The sequence below is a fragment of the Nonomuraea gerenzanensis genome (assembly GCF_020215645.1).
Classification (GTDB): Bacteria; Actinomycetota; Actinomycetes; order Streptosporangiales; family Streptosporangiaceae; genus Nonomuraea; species Nonomuraea gerenzanensis.
In genome coordinates this window covers 5,082,262-5,102,630 of record NZ_CP084058.1, presented here as the reverse complement: position 1 = coordinate 5,102,630, position 20,369 = coordinate 5,082,262, and the positions used below count along the sequence as shown (strand labels likewise).

The following is a 20,369-nucleotide window of genomic DNA, read 5'->3' as shown; positions in this document are numbered from 1 at the left end:
ACCGTCCACGTGCCAGCCAGCCGTCCGTTCGAGTGCCCGGCTGGCCGGCCGTCCGTGCTGGCGGGACGCGTCGTGCTCGGCGAGGATAATAGTTGCCTACAGCGTTAACAGCCTGACGGAAGTTGGCAACCATCGACACCGACGTCAACGACATCGACGCCACCCTGGCGGCGCTCGCCGACCCGACCCGCCGCAAGGTGATCGACCTGCTGCGCGAGGGCCCGCGCCCGGCCGGGGAGCTCGCGCAGGCCGTCCAGATGAGCGCGCCGGCGCTCAGCAGGCACCTGCGCGTGCTGCGTGCGAGCGGCCTCGTACGGGCCGAGGCGGGCGGGGCCGACGCCCGGCTGCGCCTCTACACGCTGCGACAGCAGCCGTTCACGGCGTTGCAGTCGTGGCTGGACCAGGTGCAGGCGTTCTGGGCCGAGCAGCTCGGCTCGTTCAAGGAGCACGTGGAGCGCACCCGGTGAGCTCCGTACGAGCCAGCGTCACCGTGCCCATCGACCCGGCCACCGCGTTCCGGGTCTTCACCGACGAGATCGACGCCTGGTACGTGCGGGGCCGCCACAGCTGGGTCGATCCGGCACGGGCGGTCGGCATCCGGTTCGAGGACGGTTACCTGCGCGAGCTGTGGTCCGACGGCGGGCACGTCGACACCGGCAGGATCCTGGCCTGGGAGCCGCCGCGCCGCCTGGTCTGGGCCGATCTGCTCAACGACGGCGAGATGGAGATCGAGGTCGCCTTCAGCGCCGTCGAGGGCGGCACCGAGGTGGTGCTGGAGCACCGCGGTCTGGACACGCTGCCCCCTGACGTGGCGGGGCGGATCAGGCGCGGCTATTCGTGGAACATCGCGCTGGGCTGGTTCGCCGGGCAGTGGCAGGGTGCGCAAGGTCGGGAGGCCGGATGACGAGCTCGCAACAGTGGGCGGCGCTGGCCCGGCAGTGGCTGGCGTTGTCGTCCCGGCAGGCGGCGCGGGCGATGCGGGAGCGGGAGCAGGAGGCCGCGCGGCGGCGGCGTGAGTGGCGGCCCGACGCGAGCTGGCGGGGCACGCGCGCCGATGGGGATGCGGCGGCGGAGCTGGAGCGGGTGCGGTGGGCGACGGAGCCCGAGACCGCGGCCGGGCCGACAGAGGAGGAGATCGAGGCCGCCCGGGAGGCGCTGGCCCGGGAGGTGGCGCTGGCGCGGGCGCGCGAACGGGCCAGGCGGGAGCGGGAGGGCCGCCCGGGCGGCGATCCGGCCGCGCACGAACCACGCGGGCAGTGATCCGGCTACCCCGCCGTCTCCTTGACGCGGACGCGCAGCGCCGTGGCCGTGAGGGCGACGAACGCGGCCAGCAGCGCCGGTATGGCCAGCGCACGCGGCAACCCGGTCAGCTCGGCCACACCCCCGATGAACACCGGCCCCGACAACATCCCCAGATACCCGATCGAGGCCACCCGGGCCAACGCCCGCCCCGCGAACGCGGGATCCCGATGCCCCGCGGCCGAGAACACCTGCGGCACGATGCACGACAGCCCCGCCCCGAAGCACCCGAACCCGACCACCCCGGCCACCTGGTGCCCGCCCAGCAGCGCCAAGCCGAGCCCCGCCGCAGCCAGGAGCCCGCACCAGCGCACCAGCGTGACGGGCCCGAGGCGGGCGGCGAGCCGGTCCCCGGCCAGCCGCCCCGCCGTCATCATGAGGGAGAAGGCCGCGTACCCGGCGGCGGCGAGGCCCGGCGAGGCCGCGAGGTCCTCGCGCAGGTAGACCGAGCTCCAGTCGGCCGCGGCCCCCTCGCCCACCAGGCAGCAGAAGGCCAGCACCCCCAGGAACACGATCCCCCGAGGCCGTCCCGCTCCGCCCCGCGTGAGGCTCTCCCGCGCGGGCTCGGACCGCAGCGCCCAGCGCGCCGCCCACGCGGCCAGCACCGCGATCACCGCCCCCACCGCCCAGAACGTGACCGCCGCCGACAGGCCGCCGTGCGCGAACAGCCCGCCGGCCGTGGCCCCCGCGAAGCCGCCCACGCTGTAGACGGCGTGGAACGACGACATGATCGGCCGCCCGTGGGCCCGCTCCACCTCGACGGCGTTGGCGTTCATGGCCACGTCGAGGATCCCGTGCACGATCCCGAACACCAGCAGCGTCACCGACAGCGTGACCAGGTCCGGCGCGTACGCGGGCGGCACCAGCACCGCACCCTGGGCCAGGGCCGCCGGGATCACGGCCCGGCCGCTGCCGTACCGGTCCACCAGGCGGCCGACGGCCGTCATGCCGATGACCGCCCCGGCCGCCACGGCGAGCAGCGCGAGGCTGAGCTGACCGTCGCCGAGGCCCAGCCGCTCCTTGATGGCGGGGATGCGGGCCGTCCACGTGCCGATGGCCGTGCCCGACAGGAAGAACAGCAGGCAGACGGCCACCCGCTCGCGGCTCACCCGGCCTCCTTGACCGTCACCCCGGCCGCGATCAGCGCGTCGCGTTCCTCCGGCGGGATGCCGGGGTCGGTCACCACCACGTCCAGCCGCCCGATCGGGCACACCGCGCCGAACGCCGTACGCGCGAACTTGCCCGAGTCGCACACCACGACCACGCGGCGGGCGGCGGCGATGGCCGCCTGCTTGACCGCCACCTCGGGCAGGTCGTGCGCGGTCAGGCCGTGCTCGGCGGACAGGCCGCAGCAGCCGATCACCGCCGTGTCGAAGCGCAGCGCCCCGATCGAGCTCTGGGTGAGCGGGCCCATCACGTTCAGCTCGCCCTTGCGCACCTCGCCGCCGGGCAGCACCAGGCGTACGCGCGGCGCGGCGGCCAGCAGCATCACCGGCTGCAGCGCCAGCGGCAGCACCGTCACCCGGCGGTCGGCCAGCGCGCGGGCCACCTCCAGCGCGGTCGTGCCGCCGTCGAGCACCACCGCCTCGCCGTCGGCGATCAGCGCGGCCGTCTCCTCGCCGATGCGCCGCTTGACCTCCACCGCCTCCCGCTCGCGCACCCCGAACGGCGGCTCCTCGCCGCGCAGCAGCAGCGACAGCGCGCCGCCCCTGACCCGCCGCACCACCCCCTGCTGGGCCAGCTCGTCCAGGTCGCGCCTGATCGTCATCTCCGACACGCCGTGCTCGGCCGCCAGCTCGGCCACGGACACGCTGTCGTGGGTACGCAAGGTGTTCATGATGGCTCGCACACGTTCCATGTGTTCATACAAACATGACATATGTGCGCAATACAATGTGAATTATGCGCGCCAGCCGCCTGCTCTCCCTGCTCCTGCTCCTTCAGACCCGAGGTCGCATGACCGCCCCCGAGCTCGCGGCCGAGCTGGAGGTGTCGGTACGCACCGTGTACCGCGACGTCGAGGCCCTGTCGGCGGCCGGCGTCCCGGTCTACGCCGATCGCGGTCCGGCGGGCGGCTACCAGCTCCTCGACGGCTACCGCACCCGGCTCAACGGGCTGACGGCCGAGGAGGCGTCCTCGCTCTTCCTGGCCGGGCTGCCGGGGCCGGCGGCCGAGCTGGGGCTGGCCGAGGTGGCGGCCAACGCCGAGCTGAAGCTGCTGGCCGCGCTGCCGCCGGAGCCGCGCTCGCACGCCTCCCGGATGCGCGAGCGGTTCCTGCTGGACGTGCCGGGCTGGTACCGGTCGGGCGACGACGTGCCGCATCTGAGCGAGGTCGCCGAGGCGGTGTGGGACCAGCGGCCCCTGCACATGACCTACCGGCGCTGGGGCCGGCAGGAGGTGGACCGCGTGATCCACCCCCTCGGGCTGGTGCTCAAGGGCGGCTCCTGGTACCTCGTCGCGGCGCCGCCGGACGGGACGCCGCGTACGTACCGGGTGGCGCGGATCCTCACGCTGGAGACGCTGCCGGGGCGGTTCGCGCCGCCCGAGGGGTTCGACCTGGGCGAGTTCTGGCACCGGTACGCCAAGGAGTTCCGCGAGCGGATGTACACCGCCGAGGTGGTCATCAAGCTGGCACCCGGGCGGAGCGACCTGCTCGCGTACACCATGGGCGCCGACGTCGTGGGGGCCGCGCTGGCCGCCGCAGAGCCCGACCCCGAGGGGTGGGTGACGCTGACCCTGCCGGTCGAGTCGATCAACCACTCGCGCTGGCTGCTGCTGCGCATGGGCGCCGACGTGGAGGTGCTGGAGCCGCCGGAGCTGCGCGCCCTGATGGCCGAGACGGCCGCCGAGCTCGCCAAGCTCTACGGCTGAAAAACCAGGAGAGATCGCGGCGCCGTTCTGTCAGCATCCCGGCATGTATCTTCTCGCTTTCATCGGCGCGTGCGTCCTGGTCGCCATGGTGCCCGGCGTCAGCACCGCGATCATCCTGCGCCAGACCCTGCGCGCCGGCCGGGGCTCCGGGCTGGCCGCCACGCTCGGCAACGAGACCGGCATCCTGCTGTGGGGGCTGGCCGCCGCGTTCGGCCTGTCGGCCCTGCTGGTCGCCTCGCAGGTGGCCTACGACATCATGCGCGTGACCGGCGCGGTGCTGCTGCTCGCGATGGGCGCGCAGGCGCTGTGGCAGGCCCGCCGGAGTGCGCCGCCCGAGCCCGAGGGGCAGGTGATCGCCGGCTGGCGCGGGCCGTACCTGGCCGGGGTGGGCACCTGCCTGGCCAACCCGAAGGCGGCGGTGTTCGCGATGTCGTTCCTGCCGCAGTTCGTGCCCGCCGGGCAGAACGTGCCGCTGACGCTCGTGACGCTGGCCGTCGTGTGGGTGCTGGTCGATCTGCTCTGGTACGGGCTGCTCATCTGGGCCGTCGACCGGGCCAAGTCCTGGCTGGGCCGGCCGGGCGTCAAGCGGCGGCTGGAGCAGATCTCCGGCGTGGTCCTCGTCGGGCTGGGCGTGCGGATGGTGGTGGAGTCGCGCTGAGCGCCTCGCGGCTCGATTACCTTTGACGCATGACAGACGACCTGGCGACCCTCATGAGACAGGCGCAGGACGACGATCCGCTGCTGGCACTGCACGCCACGGCCGCGCTGCGCCGTGAGATCGAGCGCCTGGAGGCGGTCCAGGTCCGGCGGGCCCGGGTGGCGGGGCTGGCCTGGGCCCAGATCGCCGACGCCATCGGGGTCAGCAAGCAGGCGGCGCACAAGAAGTACGGCCGCCGTTAGCCGGCGAAGTGCTGCCAGCCCAGCCTGATGACCATCGCGATCACCACGCACAGCAGCACGATGCGCACGAAGGAGGCGCCCCGCTTCAGCGCCGTCCGCGCGCCGAACTGGGCGCCCGCCACGTTGCACACCGCCATGCCGAGCCCGAGCGCCCAGTTCACGTGCCCCTGCGCGCCGAACACCATGAGCGCGCCGACGTTCGTCCCGATGTTGATGATCTTCGCCGAGGCGGAGGCGGAGACGAAGTCGAGCCCGAGGATGGTGGTGAAGGCGATGATGAGGAACGTCCCGGTCCCCGGCCCCATGATCCCGTCGTAGAAGGCGATCACCACGCCCGCCGCCGCCACCGCCGCGAGCACCCGGGGCCGGGTACGCAGGTGCGGCACGGGCACGGCGCCCAGCGCCGGCCGCAGCGTCACGAAGGCGGCCACGGCCAGCAGCACCACCATGACGGCCGGCCGCAGCACCTCGGCCGAGATGGACGCCGCCGCCCACGCGCCCAGCCCTGCGCAGAGCACGGCCAGCGCCGCTCCGGGGATCGCCACCTGCCGGTCCACCTTGGTGGAACGGGCGTAGGCGACGGCGGCGGAGGTGGTGCCGAACACCGAGGAGAACTTGTTGGTGGCCATCGCCTCGACCGTCGGCATGCCGGTCATGAGGATGGCGGGCAGTTGCAGCAGCCCGCCGCCGCCCACGACGGCGTCCACCCAGCCCGCTCCTGCCGCCGCGACCAGCAACACGAGGATCTGATCCAGCGGCACGCGCCACTCCCCCGAACTTCCCCCGATAAAACCGTCATGAGTGTATAAGTCGGGCTTTAGTTGCTTTGCCGCCCCCTGTCCTCAGCCGCCGCAGGGGCACGGGATATTCGTTTTCCCAGGCCCCGGGGCTTCGGTAAGGTCGGGGACATGTCGATCTTCGGCCCGGTCATCGATGTCAGGCCCCTGTTCCCGCGCGAGCGGCAGGCGTTGCTCGGCCTGCTGCGCGACCTGGCGCCGGCCGACTGGTCCAGGGCGACGGTCTGCCCCGGCTGGGACGTGCACGACGTCGTCTCGCACGTGCTCAACGACTACATGCGGCGCCTGTCCGGTGCCCGCGACGGGCATTCCGGCGCCGTCTTCGCCGACGACGAGACGCTGCCCGCCTACCTCGCCCGTACCAACGAGGAGTTCGTCAGGGCGGGCCGCCAGCTCAGCGCGCGCCTGCAGATCGAGCTGCTGGAGCACCTGGGGCCGCAGCTCGACGCGGTCTGGGCGGCCCACGACCTGGAGGCGCCCGCCGGGCTGAACGTGTCCTGGGCGGCCACCGACGTCGTCAGCCCCTGCTGGCTCGACGTCGGCCGCGAGTACACCGAGTTCTGGGTCCATCAGCAGCAGGTACGCGACGCGGTTGCCCGGCCTGGGGCGACGGAGCCCGAGCTGATGGCGCCGGTGCTCGCCGTCTTCGCCCAGGCCCTGCCCTTCACCCTGCGGGCGCACGACCGTCCCGAGGGCACGGCGGTCGTCCTGGAGGTGCGCGGGCCGGCCGGTGGGCGGTGGAGCGCGGCGTGGCGGGCGGGCCGGTGGCGGATGGCCGAGCCTCATGGCCGGCCCGCAGCGTCCGTCTCGATGGATCAGGACACGTTCTGGCGGCTGGCGTCCAGGGGCATCGGCGTCGAGGAGGCGCGGGCGCGGGCCGAGGTGAGCGGCGATCCGGAGCTCACCGCGGCCATGACGACCCTGCTGGCCGTCGTCGCCTGACCCGATCGCAGGGCTTCGGCGTGAGCCGTCGTCGCCTAGCCGGAACTGCGGGCGTCGGCGTAGCAGGCGCTCGCCAGCAGCCGTTCGAGCACGTCGAGCGAGGCCTGCCGCTGCCGGATCTCGCCGACCAGCCGCGCCCGCGCCTGCTCCAGCTCCCCCGTCAGCTCCCCCGGCACCGTGACGCCCCGGGCGTCGCCGCAGGCTGCGGGCAGCAGCTCGGCGACGGCCGCGCTGGCCAGGCCCGCCGCGTACAGCAGGCGGATCCGGCCCACGACGGCGACGGCCTGCTCGTCGTAGTCGCGGTAGCCGTTCGCGGACCGCGCGGGGACCAGCAGCTTCTGCTCCTCGTAGTAGCGCAGTGCCCGGACGCTCACCCCGGCCCGCCGCGCCAGCTCACCGATGCGCATACGTGCGATCCTAGGCAACCGGCTTGACCCTCACGCGGGCGTGACGGTTTACCTTCGCGGCATGGAACCCACTTCCGTACTGGTCGTGGGCGCGGGCGGCGCCATCGGCACCGCGCTCGTCGACCGACTCGTCCCCGACCACCAGGCGGGCCGCATCCGGCTCGTCGCCACCGCCCGCCGCCCCGAGAGCGCCCGCAGGCTGCGCGAACGCGGGATCGAGGTGCGGCACCTGGACCTCGACGAGGCGGAGACCGGCGGGCTGGGCGCCGTCCTGCCGGTGTTCGACGGCGCCGAGCGGGTCTTCCTGCTCACCGGCTACGACGTCAGGATGCTCGCCCAGTCCAAGGCCGCCGTGGACGCGGCCCGCGCCGCTGGCGCCGCTCACGTGGTGCACGTGGGGGTGAACGCGGCCCCCGACACCACGATCGTGCACTTCGCCTGGCACCAGCTCGTCGAGGCCTACCTCGAACGTTCCGGGCTCGGTCACACGCACCTGCGCCCGTCCGCGTTCATGCAGACCCTGGGGCTCGGCGTCGCGGAGCCGGGCGTGCTGAGGCACTGGGTCGGCGACGGGCGGCCCAGCTGGGTGGACGTCGCCGACATCGCCGCCGTGGCCGCCGCGGTGCTGCGCGATCCGGCTGCGCACGCGGGGCAGGCGTACGAGCTGGCCGCCGAGTCCGCGTCCCTGCACGAGGTCGCCGCCCTGCTGGGCGAGGTGACCGGGCGGCCGTGGCGGTACGAGCCGGCCGAGCCCGAGGAGTTCTACCGGCGCATGACCGCCGCGGGCGGCGACCCCGTCTATCTGGCCTGCGTCCGCAACGTCTTCGAGCGCACCAGGAACGGCACCCTGACCGACCCGCCGGTCACCGGCCACATCGAACAGGTCACCGGACGGCCCGCGACCACCCTGCGGGCGTTCGTCCAGCGGCACCGCGAGCTGTTCGACACCGGGGAGGCGCTGAGCCGGGCCCGATGATCGACGCCAGGGCCTGGCTCGACGACGGGCGCCGAGCCAGGCCCGACGATTCATGTCCCGGCCATCCGCGCGCCATCGTCGGGCGCGAGAATCTCCAGCGCGGCAGCGGAGCGGACCTCGGGAGGCAGCAGCGTGACGACCGGCCAGCGGAGCCAGGCCTTCGGCGGCGGCCGGTTCCTGCGGGAGTTCATCAGGTCGCCGCTGCGCACGGCGGCGGTGCTGCCCAGCTCGGCGAGCCTGGCGGCGCAGATGACGGTGGGCGTCCCCGAGCGCGGCGAGCCGGTGGTGGTCGAGCTGGGCGCGGGGACGGGCGCCTTCACCGCCGCCCTGCAGCGGCGGCTGGGCGGCCGGGGCAGGCACGTCGTGGTCGAGCTGAACGACAGGTTCGCCGCCGGGCTCTCGCGCGCCCACCCCGGTGTGGAGGTGGTCTGCGACGACGCCGTGCACCTGCCGCGGCTGCTCGCCGGGCTGGGCGTCGGGCCGGTGGACGTCGTGGTCAGCGGCCTGCCGTGGATCGCCTACGCCGGCCGGCCGCCGCTGGTCGAGTCGGTGGCCGGGGTCCTGTCGCCCGCCGGGGTCTACACGCAGTTCGCCTACACCTGGACGCGCTGGGCCGCCCCGGCCAGGCGGCTGGCCGGGGACCTGCGATCGGCGTTCGAGGAGGTCGTGACGAGCACGACGGTCTGGCGCAACGTACCGCCCGCGGTCGTGTACGTGGCTCGCCGGCCCCGGGTGCGGGCGGCGGCCGGGGACGTCACCGGCTCGCCGCGTCCCGCCGTTCCGTGAAGCGCTGCTGACCCAGGACGGCGAGCAGGCGCAGCTTCTCGTGGCCCTCGGTGCGCGGCGGAGCGGTGAGCACGAGCAGCGCCTGTGACTGGTCCTCGGTGAACAGCACCTGGCAGTCCAGCTCGATCCCGCCCAGCTCGGGATGGATGAGGATCTTGTGGTCCTCGAAGCGCTTGGCCACCTCGTGCCGGTCCCACAGCTCGGCGAACTCGGCGCTCACCTTCCGCAGCGCCCGGACCAGCTCGCCCGCGCGCGACTGCGGGCCCCTGGTCCCGTGGGCGGCGCGCAGGTTCGCGACCAGGGCGCGGCTCTGCCGGTCGCGGTCGTCCTCCGGGTAGCGCAGCCGCTCGGCCGGGTCGGTGAACCAGCGGTAGATCTCGGTGCGGGCGTGCCCGGTGTATCCGGATCTGTCGCCGAACAGGGCCTGGGCCATCCGGTTCTGCACGAGCGTCTCGCCCAGGTCGGACAGGATGAGCGCCGGGGTGTCGTCGAGCCGGTCGAGCACGCGCAGCAGGGCGGGGGCGACGTGCGTCGCGTCCGTCGTGGAGGCCGGGGCGTTGTGCCCGGCGACCTGGAAGAGGTAGTCGCGCTCGTCGCCGGTCAGCCGCAGCGCCCTGGCCAGCGAGGCGAGCAGCTGCACGCTGGGCTGCGGGCCGCGCTGCTGCTCCAGGCGGGTGTAGTAGTCGGCCGACATCACGGCGAGGGAGGCCACCTCCTCCCGCCGCAGGCCGGGGGCCCGGCGGCGGGCGCCCGGGGGCAGCCCGACGTCCTCGGGGCGCAGGGCCTCGCGGCGGCGGCGCAGGAAGTCCGCCAGTGCTGCTCGATCCATACGCCCATTATGTTCGCCGCCGGCCGGTGCTCCCGGCCCGCAGCCAGGGATCGCTGATCCCCCCACCGCGGCGTCAGACACGGCCGGATGCGGCTCGGCCAGGTGGCCCGGTCATGGGCCGGGCGCGGCTGCCCGGTCCTGGCGCTCCTCCGGTTGCCCGCTGGAGAGGCCCCTGCTGATCCGGGTGTGCACGGAGTGCAGGGCTTGCCTGAGCTCGGCCGGCTCGATGCCGGTGAGGTCGGCGTCGAAGGTGAGGAGCAGCCCTGCCAGTCCTGGCCATGACCAGGCGCCGAGGGTGAGCCGGCACGTGGTCTCGGTGTCGTACTCGACTGTCGATCCGCCCGGGGCGAATCTGGCGACCGTGGAGGCGGGCAGCGCGAGGACGGCTGAGCCGCGGCACGGCCAGTCGGCGGCGGCGTCGCCGCGGTCGGGCGCGCTCATGACGAAGGCGACGGGATCGCCGTGCGGGATGTCACGCCGGGCGAAGGAGGCGTGCGTGGGCGGGTGCGGTCGGCAGCGGTCCACGCGCATCGCACGCCACCGGCCGGCATCCGGGTCGAAGGCGACCAGGTACCAGCGTGCGGCCCAGACCACGAGGTCGTGCGGCTCCAGCGTGAGCGTGACGGGCTCGCCGTCACCGGCGTAGTCCACGCGTACGAGGTGCCGCCGGTTGATCGCGCTGCCGACGGCACGGACGGTCTCGGCGTCGATCGGTGGCGCGGGGAACTCCCAGTAGTTGCGTGCCGAGGAGACGGTGAACGCCTCGGCGTGCGAGCGGCTGCGCGCGGGCATCGCCTGGTGCAGGGTGGCGAGTGCGCGGGCCGCGTTCTCGCGGATGCCGGACAGGACCGCCGGCACGGTCTGGAGCGCGACGGCCGTGGCGACGGCCTGGTCCTCGTCGAAGACGACCGGCGGCAGGCGGGTGGCGCGGCCGAGCCGGTATCCCCCGCCCGCGCCGCGGACGGCCCCGATCTCGTAGCCGAGGTCCCGGAGCGTGTCGATGTCGCGGCGCACGGTCCGCACCGACGTTCCGAGCCGGGTGGCGAGCTCCTCGGCGGTCAGGGTCGCGCCGATCCCGAAGATCGACAGCAGTTTGAGCGCCCGCGCGGAGGTAGCAGCCATGATGGCCCGATTCTTCCACCGGAAGCGGTCACTCGGTGGCAACTAGGCCCGCGATGGTGTCCGCCATGACCGATTCCCCGAGCCCACGGAAGGGCACCCGCACCACTGAGCCGGCTCCCGCACCCAGCGCCACGATGGCGCTGCTGGTGGTGCTCTTCGGCTCCTTCATGGACCTTCTCGACGCGACGATCGTCACCGTCGCGGCTCCGGCGATAGCCCGCGATCTGGGCGCGGACGACGCTCAGATCCAGTGGACCATCGCCGCCTACACCCTCGCCCTGGGGGCGGGCCTGATCACCGGTGGCCGGCTCGGCGATCAGTACGGCCGCAAGCGGCTGTTCATCGCCGGGCTGGCCGGGTTCATGGTCACCTCGGCGCTGTGCGCGCTGGCCGTCGATCCGGGGATGCTCATCGGCATGCGGGCCGGGCAGGGGCTGACCGCCGGGATCATGGTCCCGCAGGTGTTCGGGATCATCCGGGCCTCCTTCTCGCCGGCCGAGCGGGCCAGGGCGTTCGGCGCCTACGGCGCGGTGCAGGGCCTCGCCTCGGTCGCCGGCCCGCTGCTGGGCGGGCTGCTCGTCGACCTCGACCTGCTCGGCCTGGGCTGGCGCACGATCTTCTGGATCAACGTGCCGGTCTCGATCCTGGCGCTCGTCCTGGGGGCGAAGGTGCTGCCGGAGTCCCGCTCAGCCTCGACCGCGCGCCTGGACCTGCCGGGCGCGCTCCTCGCGGCCACGGGCATTCTTCTCCTGCTCCTGCCGATCATCCAGACCGAGACCTGGGGCTGGACCTGGGCCGGCTATGGTCTCTTGTCGGCCGGGATCATCGTGCTCGCGCTCTTCCTCGCCCACGAGCGTCGCCTCGCCGCACGCGGCGAGGAGCCCGTCTTCGACCCGGCCCTGCTGAGGATCCGCGCCTTCGCGGTCGGCCTGGGCGCCTCGGTGCTCTTCTTCGGCGGCATCGGGCCGTACTTCCTCACCCTCTCGATCTACCTCCAGAACGGCACCGGGCGGACCGCGTGGGAGACCGGCCTGGTGATCCTCCCGTACGCGCTCGGCTCCATCATCACCTCCGGCCTCGGCGTCGCACTGGCCGCCAAGGCGGGCAGAGCGCTCCTGGTCACCGGCTCGCTCACCATCGCGGCGGCTCAGCTCGTCCTGTGGGCCGCCGTCAAGGACGGCGACGATCCCGGGTACTGGCTCCTCGCCCTCGCCCTGCTCATCGGCGGCCTCGGGCTCGGGCTCGCCGCGCCCGTTCTCGTCAACGTCGTCCTCGCGGGCGTCCCCGCACGCAACGCGGGCGCGGCGGGCGGGGTCCTGTCCACCGTCAGCCAGATCGGCGGCGCCGCCGGCATCGCCGTTCTGGGCACGATCTTCTTCACCACCGTCACCGGCTCAGCCGGCACAGCGCCGGGGCTGCCCGGCTACGGTCACGCGCTGGGCGTCGTCCTGATCGCCTCCGCCGCGCTCTATCTGGTCACGGCACTCGTGATGCTCGCGCTCCCCAGAACCGCAGCCGAGCCCGCCGGGTAGCGCGCCTGTGACGTGAGCGGCTGACCGGTCGGCGAGCCCGTCCGTCCTTCCTCCGTAGAGCTGCCGGACGGGCGCGCCCGGACGGGGCCGGCCACCGTGCCGGACGCGCCCGGTCCGTCAGAGGTTGGGGACGTCGATCGGCACGGAGATGTGCTCGTGCGTGATCAGCCACGCGCCGCCCGAGCGCCGGCAGCCGACCGTCGACCGCACCCAGACCGAACGCTCGGAGCCGTCCTTCAGCGTCCCGGTGTCCAGGTGCAGCATGTGCACGAACGCCACGTCCGCGTCCGCGGCGATGGACAGGTCGTGGGTCTCCAGCGCGATCGGGCCGTCGTACTCGCCGAACCACCGCACGAAGTTGCGCCGGACCTGGTCGGCGCCGGTGAACTGGAGAGGCGGGACGACGTCGTAGTAGACGACGTCGGGCGAGTAGCAGGACATCAGCTGGTCGACGTCCTTCTTCTGGCAGGCGTCGGCCCGGCTGTCCAGGAGCGCCTGGAGCTCGGTGTAGCCAGCGGTCATCGCGAACCTCCGTATGAAGTCCGGCCGCGCCGGCTCACCCGGCGACGGCCCCTTGTGGTCTCACGCCTACGACGCCGCAGCCGCCGGGAATGTGAGGCGGCGGAGACCAGCCGGAGGTCAGCCGGAGGTCAGCCGGAGGTCAGCCGGAGGTCAGCCGGCGTACGGCCTCGACCACGGCGGCGCGGTGCCGTTCGTGGTCCTGCGGCGTGTCGGCGGTGACCAGGGGGCTGACCGGCATCCAGGCGTTGACCAAGGCCAGCGTGAACACCAGCAGATCCTGCGGCGAGAAGTCGCCGGGGAGCCGCCCGCCCGCCTGCGCCTCGGCGACGGACTCCGCCTTCTGGCGCATCGAGGCGCGCAGGCCCTGCGGGTCGTGGCCGGCACGTTCGAGGCGGTGCCAGGTGGCCAGGCGGAGCTGGCGGGGGTTGGCGAGCAGGAAGTCGTAGAGGCGGCCGGCGTAGCCGGGCAGGTCGTCGGGGGTGAAGGGGACCTGGTCGAGCACGCGGGCCACGTGCGTGTCCATGACCGCGTCGAAGAGCTGCTCCTTGTTGCCGAAGTGGGTGTAGATGAGCGCCTTGTTGACCTTGGCGGCGGCACCGATGCGGTCCACGCGGGCGCCGGCGATGCCGTGGGCGGCGAACTCGTCCGTGGCCGCCTGGAGCAGGCGGGCCCTGGTGGCCTCGGCGTCTCTGATGCGGGGCGGGCGCGGGTCGTCGGTCATGCGCCCCAGGATAACCAACTAACTGTTCAGTTGACAGCGGGCGGACGTCGCCGCATGCTTATAACTGACTGTTTAGTTAGAAGTAGAAGTGAGGCGTTCCCCATGAGCAAGGTCTGGCTCATCACCGGCAGCTCCCGCGGCTTCGGCCTGTCCCTGGCCCGCGAGGTGCTCGAGCGCGGGCAGCGGGTCCTGGCCACCGCCCGCCGTCCCGAGCAGCTCGACGACCTCGTCGGGCGCTACGGCGACCGCGTGCGGCCCTTCGCCCTCGACGTCACCGACGCGCAGGCCGCGCGCGCCGCCGTGCGGGCCGCGACGGAGACGTTCGGTCGGCTCGACGTCGTGGTCAACAACGCCGGCTACGCCACCAGCGCCTCCATCGAGGACATGCCGGACGAGGAGTTCCGCCGCCAGCTGGAGACGAACCTGTACGGCGTCGTCAACGTCACGAAGGCGGCCCTGCCCGTGCTGCGACAGCAGCGCTCCGGGCACTTCGTGCAGTTCTCCTCCATCGGCGGGCGCGTGGGCGGGTCGCCGGGGATGAGCGCTTACCAGAGCGCCAAGTTCGCCGTCGAAGGCTTCTCCGAGGTGCTGAACGCCGAGGTCAAGCCGCTGGGCGTCAAGGTCACGATCATCGAGCCCGGCGGCTTCCGTACCGACTGGGGCGGCTCTTCCATGACGACGCTGCCCAGCCACGCCGACTACGACCAGACGGTCGGCGAGATGGACCGGTACCGCGAGTCCACCGTGGACACCTGGGCCGGGGACCCGGACCGCGCCGCGAAGATCATCGCCGACGTCGTGGAGCTCGCCGAGCCGCCGCTGCGGCTGCTGCTCGGGGCCGGGGCGGTCGAGATGGCCGACCGCTCGTCCAAGGCCCGCGCCGCGGAGGCCGAGCAGTGGGCCGAGGTGAGCCGCTCCGCCGACTTTCCTCCCGGCGAGTAGCGTGCCCGCGTTGCCTCATCGAGGTGAGACACGCCGGTGAGAGCGGGCGCCGCCTTCGCCGGGCCGATGAGCGCATGTCAGCGGTCTGGAGGTGTCGATGCTGGATGAACGCGAGATTCGGACGGTCGCGACTGTGGACCTACGAGCCGGCGTGACGGCGGAGGTCTGTGAGGCCGCCTGTCACCGCGGCAGGGCGGTCACAGCCGGCTGCCTGAGCACCTCGGTGAGCGCCGAGATGCTGTGCTCGCCGTGGCCCGCCGCCGCCGCCCGCGCCACCAGGTCGTGCAGCGGGGCGAGCCAGGCCGTGTCGACGCCCGTCTCCGCGCCCAGCTCCGCGTCGTGGGCGACGCCGGCGAGGAAGAGGTTCACGGAGGAGGCGGCGTCGGTGTAGTCGCCGCGGTCGATCTCGTCGGCGTAGACCGGCAGCAGGGACTTGATCATGTCCAGCCACTTGCCGGCGAACCGCACCATCGTGCCCGCCTCCAGCCCGCGCGCCTGAACGGCGGCGGCGCCCTGGAAGAAACCGGCGAGGGCGGGCAGCAGCATGGCGCCCACGGCCATCTCGTACAGGGCGGCGAGGTCGCTCTGCGTGCCGAGGTGGACGGTGTCCCCGCCCAGCACCCTCAGCGTCGCCGCGAACTGCGCGAAGACGTCCTGGTCACCGCTGTAGTAGAGCAGGGTGTCCGGCGCCCCCACGGCCGCGGGCACGTTCTTGACCGCTCCGGCCAGGAAGCGGGCGCCGAGGCCGGCGGCCCAGGCCGCCGTCTCGCGGGCGCCCGCCGGTGAGCCGCTGTTGAGGGTGACCAGGGCCCGCCCGCGCAGGGCCGCGGCGGCCGGGCCGAGCGCCGTCCGGGTGTCGTCGAAGGTGGTCAGGCAGGTGACGATGAGCGGGCTCGCCGTCACCGCGTCCTCGACGGTCCGCGCCTGCCGGGCGCCGAGCGCGACGAGGGGCTCGGCCTTGGCGGGCGTCCGGTTCCAGACGGTGGTCGGGTGTCCGGCCCGGACGAAGGCCGTGGCCAGGGCCGTGCCCATGGAGCCCAGGCCGATGACGGTTACCGGTGTCATATGTGTACTCCAGTCAGGGGGAGGTGTTTCGCCCATGCTGGCTGGAGTACGCACTTATGCTCAAGTACCTACTATTTTGTCGGGTACTGAGGAAAATGTCAGTATGGGACGGTGGAGGAGACGAAGAAGCGCACGTTCACGTGCGGGCTCGACGCCGCCATCGCCGTCATGGGAGGCAAGTGGAAGGGGCTGATCCTCTTCGCACTGCAGGACGGCCCCGTGCGGTTCGGGGAGCTGCGGCGCGCGGTCCCCGGCATCAGCGAGCGGGTGCTGATCACGCAGCTGCGCGAGATGGAGGCCACCGGCCTGCTGCACCGCGAGGTGTATCACCAGGTGCCACCGAAGGTGGAGTACTCGCTCACCGCGTTCGGCCACTCGCTCAACAACGCGATGGCCCCGCTGGGCGAGTGGGGTGAGGAGCACCTCGAACGCATCGAGGCCATCCCGTGGGACGACCTCGGCTGAACGGGAGCGGATCGACGGGCGGCCCGGACGACCCGCTGGCGGCCGGCCGGCGGGGTGGCTCAGCGCACCTCCTGGATACGCACCAAATTGCCCGCCGGGTCGCGGAAGGCGCAGTCGCGCACCCCGTACGGCTGCTCCATCGGCTCCTGGACGACCTCGGCCCCGGCACCCTGCACCTTCTCGAACGTGCCGTCGAGGTCGGCGGTGGCCAGCAGGATCCAGCCGTAGGTGCCCTTGGCCATCATCTCGGCGATGACGCGGCGCTCGTCGTCGGTGATGCCGGGGTCGGCGGCCGGCGGCGCCAGGAGGATGGAGGTGCCGGGCTGGCCGGGCGGGCCGACCGTGATCCAGCGCATCGTGCCGCGGCCGACGTCGCTGCGCACCTCGAAGCCGAGGGCGTCGCGGTAGAACGCCAGGGACGCGTCCGGGTTGTCGTGCGGGAGGGATGCGGTGTGAATGGTGATGTCCATGCCCTCACGTTAGCTGCGGTTCCGCGGCGCGCGCCGCATGCCGTCTGATCGGCCGGGTCACCTGCTTGACCACGCAGGACGGCATGCCCGCGGTGGCCCCGGCCGCCTGGCGCCGGTAGACGCTGGGCGGCACGCCGACCAGCTCGGTGAAGCGGGTGCTGAAGGTGCCCAGCGACGAGCAGCCGACCGCGAAGCACACCTCGGTGACGCTGAGGTCGGCCCGGCACAGCAGCGCCATCGCGCGCTCGATGCGGCGCGTCATCAGGTACGCGTACGGCGACTCGCCGTAGGCGCGCCGGAACTCGCGGCTGAGGTGACCGGCCGACATGTGCACGCCGCGGGCCAGCGCCTCGACGTCCAGCGGCTGCGCGTACTCCCGGTCGATGCGGTCACGCACGCGCCGCAGCCGCGCCAGGTCGCTCAGGTGGTGCGCCGTGGTGAGCGCCCGGCCCCAGGAGGGGTGACACATGGGTGGTTCCTTTCGGGGGGTGTGATCAGTTGGACGGGGTCTCCCAGGCGAACCCGTCCGGGTCGACGCAGGGCCCGAGGTCGCCGCTGATGACGAGCCGGTGCGACCCGCTGCCGTCCTCGGGGACGCCGGCGGACTTGGCGAGGGCGCGGCGGCGGTAGACGGCCAGCTTGACGGGGCTCGACCCGGTGTCGAACTCGGCGTAGGTACGGCCGAAGCTCTTGCTGACGGTCAGGCCGCGCTCCTGGTAGAACCGCTTGCTCGCGGCCACGTCCGAGACGCCCAGCAGCAGGACGAAGCTGTCGAACGCGCGGGTGGCGGGGCCGGTCTCCTTCTTCGAGGAGGTGGCGATGTTCCAGATCGTCCCGTCCGGCGACCGGACGACGCCGCCGTAGCCCCACAGCGACTTGGTGGGCGGCTTCAGCGCCGTGGCGCCGGCCTCCAGGGCGGTGCCGACGAGGCTGTCGACGGTGCTCGGCTGGGACACGGTGAGCGACAGCGTGAAACCGCGGAAGCCGCTCGTCGGGGCGTCGGAGGGCTGCAGGTTCAGGTGCGAGTCGAGGTCGAAGGCGGCGGTGTAGAAGCTGCGGGCCGCGTCGGTGTCGGCCACCTCGAGGGTGACGGAGTCGATGGAGGTCATGGCGAAGACGCTACGCGGGGGTGCATGACCTGCGCTTCTCGATTCCTGATCGGTACGGCCGCCCCATCCCCGGGCCGAGGCGGCCAGGCTCCGCGGGTCGCCCCGGCTGCCGATCGGCCATGCCGTCACCATGACACGCCGTGCCTCATCGCACGAGGCGGATCAGGACCTGCGTGCCGCGTCCCGTCTGGTACCAGAACATGCCCTGTTGCAGGTGCAGGGTGGGAGGCGCCTTGTCCCCCCGGCGCGTCGGGGTGCGGAACAGCAGCCCGGTACGCCCCGTCGCGACGTCGTGCACGGCCGCGGCCCCCGCTCCGGTGGCGTCACGCTGGTGGAGCAGGACGTAGCGGCCCGAGTACAGGTCGCCCCCCGCCTGCCCTGGGAGGGCACGGCGGCCGGTGCCGTCGCGCTTCCAGGCCTCGACGTTGTCGGCGCACCACGTGACCCCGCAGGCGGCCCACGACGTCCGCCCCGCGGGCGGGGTGACGGCCCTGGTCTGGCCGGTCAGCACGTTCCTGAGGTGCTCCATCGGCCGCGGGATGGGGTGATCCACCGCGCGGTCGGCGCGCGGCTGGCCGGCCCAGGGCCATTCGACCAGGTAGAAGCCGCGCGTCCCGCTGATCAGGGTGGGCGTGCCGCCCTTCAGCGGGAGCCGGTAGACGCCGCCCTCCTCCGGGGACCACACCACGGCGCCGTCGGCGACGGCCAGGCCGTGCGCCCCGATGATCTCGTTGTCGCTGGTGATCGTGGCGGGGACCGCGGCCAGGCGGCGGGGCACGCCGCCGGTGACCGGCACGGCCCAGATCTCCAGCTTGCGGTCGCGCAGCGCCGACCAGGCGACGTACCCGTCGCCGAAGACCACCGGCTCGTTGGTGATGAACCTGTTGACCAGGGTCGCGATCCGGGTGAACCGGCGCCGGTCCAGGTCGTAGGACCAGATGCCGTCCGACCGGTTCCTGGTGAGCCCCCGCCCCACCACGACCCGGGCGGAGACGAACACGTCGGGCTTGAACGCCCGCTTCCCCGGTGCCGTGGTCGGGATCTCGTGCACGGCGTCCGGCCACACCTGCTCGACCGGCGGCGCGAAGGGGCCGACGTACGGGGTGGGCCGCACGGCCGGCAGCGGCGAGACCGAGCGGGTGGCCACGAAGGTGGCCGCCACCACGACCACGATGGCCACCGCCACCGCCGCAGGAGCCCACCGGCGGGCGAAGGCCGGCCGAGGGGGCGGTGCGGGCAGGGCACGCGGCCGGCCGTCGTCGTGCACCGTCCCGGCCTTGGCGGCCAGCGCGTCCCTGAGCCGTTCCTCGATGCCCGTCATGCCTGGCCTCCCAGTTCACGCTGGAGGCGGTCCAGGGCCCTGGAGGCGGTGGACCGCACGGTGCTCTCTCTGACGCGGGTCGCCCGCGCGATGTCGGCGTCGGACAGGTCGAGGTAGTAACGCAGCACGAGGACCTCGCGCTGCCGCCTGGGCAGCCGGCTCAGCGCGGACAACATCTCCTGCCGCGACTCCCCCAGCAGCGCGGCCGTCTCCGCCGAGTCCATGGGCTCGTCCGCCCGGCCGGGCGGCGTGGCCCGCCGGGCCACGCCGCGCCTGCGCAGCACCGAGCGGGAGGCGTTCAGCACGCAGACGCGCACGTAGGCCAGGCTCAGCGCGCCGGGGCGCTTGCCGTGCAGCCGGGAGAAGACGTCCTGGACGACGTCCTCGGCGCTCTCCCGGTCGCCGACGAGCAGCACGGCCAGGCGGACCAGGGCGAGCCAGTGCTCGCGGTACAGCTCCGCCAGCACCGTCCCCGGCTCCGCCGGCGCGCGAGCGGCTGTCTCACTGTTCATGACCTAGGAACGCGCGCCGTCCCCGATCCGCTGCTTGCCGGGCACCGATGAGTTCTCGCGCCGGAAGCGGTCATCATCGTCATGACAACCTACGCTCTCATCCACGGCGGCGGCGGCAGCGGCCTCGACTGGCACCTGGTCGAGGCGGAGCTGCGCGACCGGGGGCACGACACGGTCGCGGTGACCCTGCCGATGTCCGACCCGAACGAGACGCTCTGGGACTACGCCGACGCCGTCGTCCGGGAGATCGGCGAGCGCCGGCCTCTCGTGGTGGTGGCCCACTCCTGGGGCGGCTTCGTCGGACCCCTCGTCTGCGCCCGGGTCGAGGCCGCGGCGCTGGTCATGCTGACCGCCATGATCCCGACCCCGGGCGAGCCGCCGGCGCAGTGGTGGGAACGCACCGGTCACCCCTCGCCCGGCATCGAGGACGAGTACGAGCTCTACCTTCAGGACGTGCCGCGCGACCTGGCCGAGCGGGTGCTGGCCCACGACCGGGCGCTCGCCGAGAAGATGAGCATGGACGTGGCCTACAACCAGCCGTGGCCGCTGGACGCCTGGCCGGACGTGCCGACGCGGTACCTGCTCTGCCGCGACGACCGGTTCTTCCCGCCGGAGTTCACGCGCCGGCACGTGCGGGAGCGGCTCGGCATCGTGCCGGACGAGATGCCCGGCGGCCACATGGTGATGTTGTCGCGGCCGGGCGAGGTGGCCGACTACCTGGCCGGGGTTCCCGCCGCCGGGTGAGCGGGCGTTCCCGCCGGCGGGCGAGCGGGCGGGGCGC

27 protein-coding genes are annotated in these 20,369 nt (G+C 73.3%); 13 read left to right on the top strand and 14 right to left on the bottom strand.

The window, feature by feature from the left end; genetic code table 11:
* Positions 1 to 122 precede the first annotated feature (122 nt).
* The 3 genes from LCN96_RS23975 to LCN96_RS23965 are packed head-to-tail and all read left to right on the top strand — an operon-like array spanning position 123 to position 1,260.
* Entirely contained in the window at positions 123 to 467 is a 345-nt protein-coding gene (locus LCN96_RS23975; protein ID WP_225275117.1) for an ArsR/SmtB family transcription factor, read from the top strand.
* Positions 464 to 904: an SRPBCC domain-containing protein gene (locus LCN96_RS23970; RefSeq protein WP_225275116.1), complete on the top strand. Its 441-nt coding sequence runs from the start codon at positions 464 to 466 to the stop codon at positions 902 to 904. Before LCN96_RS23975 ends, LCN96_RS23970 begins: the two co-directional genes overlap by 4 nt.
* Entirely contained in the window at positions 901 to 1,260 is a 360-nt protein-coding gene (locus tag LCN96_RS23965) for a hypothetical protein (RefSeq protein ID WP_225275115.1), read from the top strand. Before LCN96_RS23970 ends, LCN96_RS23965 begins: the two co-directional genes overlap by 4 nt.
* A 5-nt stretch (positions 1,261 to 1,265) precedes the next feature.
* Here LCN96_RS23965 and LCN96_RS23960 read toward each other — a convergent pair whose 3' ends face one another.
* Together LCN96_RS23960 and LCN96_RS23955 are read right to left on the bottom strand one after the other, a co-directional pair.
* Positions 1,266 to 2,408, bottom strand: a complete 1,143-nt coding sequence (locus LCN96_RS23960) for an MFS transporter (RefSeq protein WP_225275114.1) — start codon at positions 2,406 to 2,408, stop codon at positions 1,266 to 1,268.
* A complete protein-coding gene (locus tag LCN96_RS23955; RefSeq protein WP_225275113.1) occupies positions 2,405 to 3,157 on the bottom strand; it encodes a DeoR/GlpR family DNA-binding transcription regulator in 753 nt (250 codons plus the stop codon). Before LCN96_RS23955 ends, LCN96_RS23960 begins: the two co-directional genes overlap by 4 nt.
* Positions 3,158 to 3,201: 44 nt before the next feature.
* Here LCN96_RS23955 and LCN96_RS23950 point away from each other — a divergent pair, with 44 nt between their 5' ends.
* The 3 genes from LCN96_RS23950 to LCN96_RS23940 are packed head-to-tail and all read left to right on the top strand — an operon-like array spanning position 3,202 to position 5,070.
* Entirely contained in the window at positions 3,202 to 4,170 is a 969-nt protein-coding gene (locus LCN96_RS23950) for a helix-turn-helix transcriptional regulator (RefSeq protein ID WP_225275112.1), read from the top strand.
* A gap of 43 nt (positions 4,171 to 4,213) precedes the next feature.
* A complete protein-coding gene (locus LCN96_RS23945) occupies positions 4,214 to 4,828 on the top strand; it encodes a LysE family translocator (RefSeq protein ID WP_225275111.1) in 615 nt (204 codons plus the stop codon).
* Between the two features lie 29 nt (positions 4,829 to 4,857).
* The gene (locus tag LCN96_RS23940) at positions 4,858 to 5,070 is read left to right on the top strand and encodes a hypothetical protein (protein WP_225275110.1); all 213 of its coding nucleotides are present in this window, start codon (positions 4,858 to 4,860) and stop codon (positions 5,068 to 5,070) included.
* Here the strand turns inward: LCN96_RS23940 and LCN96_RS23935 are convergent.
* Positions 5,067 to 5,831 carry a sulfite exporter TauE/SafE family protein gene (locus LCN96_RS23935; RefSeq protein ID WP_397351937.1) on the bottom strand — a complete coding sequence of 255 codons (765 nt, stop codon included), beginning with the start codon at positions 5,829 to 5,831 and terminating at the stop codon, positions 5,067 to 5,069. The genes LCN96_RS23940 and LCN96_RS23935 overlap by 4 nt on opposite strands.
* A gap of 147 nt (positions 5,832 to 5,978) precedes the next feature.
* On the opposite strand from LCN96_RS23935, the gene LCN96_RS23930 reads away from it, so the two are divergent.
* Positions 5,979 to 6,809, top strand: coding sequence for a maleylpyruvate isomerase family mycothiol-dependent enzyme (locus LCN96_RS23930; protein WP_225275109.1), 831 nt, complete (start codon positions 5,979 to 5,981; stop codon positions 6,807 to 6,809).
* 35 nt (positions 6,810 to 6,844) lie between these two features.
* On the opposite strand, the gene LCN96_RS23925 is transcribed toward LCN96_RS23930, so the two are convergent.
* Positions 6,845 to 7,216, bottom strand: coding sequence for a MerR family transcriptional regulator (locus LCN96_RS23925; protein ID WP_225275108.1), 372 nt, complete (start codon positions 7,214 to 7,216; stop codon positions 6,845 to 6,847).
* Positions 7,217 to 7,277: 61 nt separating this feature from the next.
* Here LCN96_RS23925 and LCN96_RS23920 point away from each other — a divergent pair, with 61 nt between their 5' ends.
* Both LCN96_RS23920 and LCN96_RS23915 read left to right on the top strand, forming a co-directional pair.
* Positions 7,278 to 8,192, top strand: a complete 915-nt coding sequence (locus tag LCN96_RS23920; RefSeq protein ID WP_225275107.1) for an NmrA family NAD(P)-binding protein — start codon at positions 7,278 to 7,280, stop codon at positions 8,190 to 8,192.
* A 132-nt stretch (positions 8,193 to 8,324) separates the two neighbouring features.
* Positions 8,325 to 8,978 (top strand): class I SAM-dependent methyltransferase, encoded by a 654-nt coding sequence (locus tag LCN96_RS23915; protein WP_225275106.1) that lies wholly within the window; start codon positions 8,325 to 8,327, stop codon positions 8,976 to 8,978.
* Here LCN96_RS23915 and LCN96_RS23910 read toward each other — a convergent pair.
* Entirely contained in the window at positions 8,947 to 9,807 is an 861-nt protein-coding gene (locus LCN96_RS23910) for a helix-turn-helix transcriptional regulator (RefSeq protein ID WP_225275105.1), read from the bottom strand. The genes LCN96_RS23915 and LCN96_RS23910 overlap by 32 nt on opposite strands.
* Before the next feature lie 111 nt (positions 9,808 to 9,918).
* Positions 9,919 to 10,929 carry a helix-turn-helix transcriptional regulator gene (locus LCN96_RS23905; RefSeq protein ID WP_263657509.1) on the bottom strand — a complete coding sequence of 337 codons (1,011 nt, stop codon included), beginning with the start codon at positions 10,927 to 10,929 and terminating at the stop codon, positions 9,919 to 9,921.
* Positions 10,930 to 10,994: 65 nt separating this feature from the next.
* Between LCN96_RS23905 and LCN96_RS23900 the strand changes: the two genes are divergently transcribed.
* Positions 10,995 to 12,461, top strand: a complete 1,467-nt coding sequence (locus tag LCN96_RS23900) for an MFS transporter (protein WP_225275104.1) — start codon at positions 10,995 to 10,997, stop codon at positions 12,459 to 12,461.
* 117 nt (positions 12,462 to 12,578) lie between these two features.
* On the opposite strand, the gene LCN96_RS23895 is transcribed toward LCN96_RS23900, so the two are convergent.
* Both LCN96_RS23895 and LCN96_RS23890 read right to left on the bottom strand, forming a co-directional pair.
* On the bottom strand, positions 12,579 to 12,983 hold the full coding sequence (locus LCN96_RS23895; RefSeq protein ID WP_225275103.1) for a YybH family protein: 405 nt from the start codon (positions 12,981 to 12,983) through the stop codon (positions 12,579 to 12,581).
* 139 nt (positions 12,984 to 13,122) lie between these two features.
* Complete coding sequence (locus LCN96_RS23890; RefSeq protein ID WP_225275102.1) at positions 13,123 to 13,704, bottom strand: TetR family transcriptional regulator; 582 nt, start codon at positions 13,702 to 13,704, stop codon at positions 13,123 to 13,125.
* A gap of 102 nt (positions 13,705 to 13,806) precedes the next feature.
* Between LCN96_RS23890 and LCN96_RS23885 the strand changes: the two genes are divergently transcribed.
* Positions 13,807 to 14,646 (top strand): oxidoreductase, encoded by an 840-nt coding sequence (locus LCN96_RS23885; protein ID WP_225275101.1) that lies wholly within the window; start codon positions 13,807 to 13,809, stop codon positions 14,644 to 14,646.
* A 180-nt stretch (positions 14,647 to 14,826) separates the two neighbouring features.
* Here LCN96_RS23885 and LCN96_RS23880 read toward each other — a convergent pair whose 3' ends face one another.
* Positions 14,827 to 15,711 (bottom strand): NAD(P)-dependent oxidoreductase, encoded by an 885-nt coding sequence (locus tag LCN96_RS23880; protein ID WP_225275100.1) that lies wholly within the window; start codon positions 15,709 to 15,711, stop codon positions 14,827 to 14,829.
* A 111-nt stretch (positions 15,712 to 15,822) separates the two neighbouring features.
* On the opposite strand from LCN96_RS23880, the gene LCN96_RS23875 reads away from it, so the two are divergent.
* Positions 15,823 to 16,176 carry a winged helix-turn-helix transcriptional regulator gene (locus tag LCN96_RS23875; protein WP_318528359.1) on the top strand — a complete coding sequence of 118 codons (354 nt, stop codon included), beginning with the start codon at positions 15,823 to 15,825 and terminating at the stop codon, positions 16,174 to 16,176.
* A gap of 59 nt (positions 16,177 to 16,235) precedes the next feature.
* Here LCN96_RS23875 and LCN96_RS23870 read toward each other — a convergent pair whose 3' ends face one another.
* The 5 genes from LCN96_RS23870 to LCN96_RS23850 form a co-directional block, all read right to left on the bottom strand.
* On the bottom strand, positions 16,236 to 16,646 hold the full coding sequence (locus tag LCN96_RS23870) for a VOC family protein (protein ID WP_225275099.1): 411 nt from the start codon (positions 16,644 to 16,646) through the stop codon (positions 16,236 to 16,238).
* Positions 16,647 to 16,650: 4 nt separating this feature from the next.
* Positions 16,651 to 17,115, bottom strand: coding sequence for a helix-turn-helix transcriptional regulator (locus LCN96_RS23865; RefSeq protein ID WP_225275098.1), 465 nt, complete (start codon positions 17,113 to 17,115; stop codon positions 16,651 to 16,653).
* Between the two features lie 25 nt (positions 17,116 to 17,140).
* Positions 17,141 to 17,755: a VOC family protein gene (locus LCN96_RS23860; protein WP_225275097.1), complete on the bottom strand. Its 615-nt coding sequence runs from the start codon at positions 17,753 to 17,755 to the stop codon at positions 17,141 to 17,143.
* Positions 17,756 to 17,900: 145 nt separating this feature from the next.
* A complete protein-coding gene (locus LCN96_RS23855) occupies positions 17,901 to 19,076 on the bottom strand; it encodes a TolB family protein (protein WP_225275096.1) in 1,176 nt (391 codons plus the stop codon).
* Positions 19,073 to 19,588, bottom strand: a complete 516-nt coding sequence (locus LCN96_RS23850; RefSeq protein WP_225275095.1) for an RNA polymerase sigma factor — start codon at positions 19,586 to 19,588, stop codon at positions 19,073 to 19,075. Before LCN96_RS23850 ends, LCN96_RS23855 begins: the two co-directional genes overlap by 4 nt.
* An 81-nt stretch (positions 19,589 to 19,669) precedes the next feature.
* Here LCN96_RS23850 and LCN96_RS23845 point away from each other — a divergent pair, with 81 nt between their 5' ends.
* Positions 19,670 to 20,332 carry an alpha/beta fold hydrolase gene (locus tag LCN96_RS23845; protein WP_225275094.1) on the top strand — a complete coding sequence of 221 codons (663 nt, stop codon included), beginning with the start codon at positions 19,670 to 19,672 and terminating at the stop codon, positions 20,330 to 20,332.
* Positions 20,333 to 20,369 lie beyond the last annotated feature (37 nt).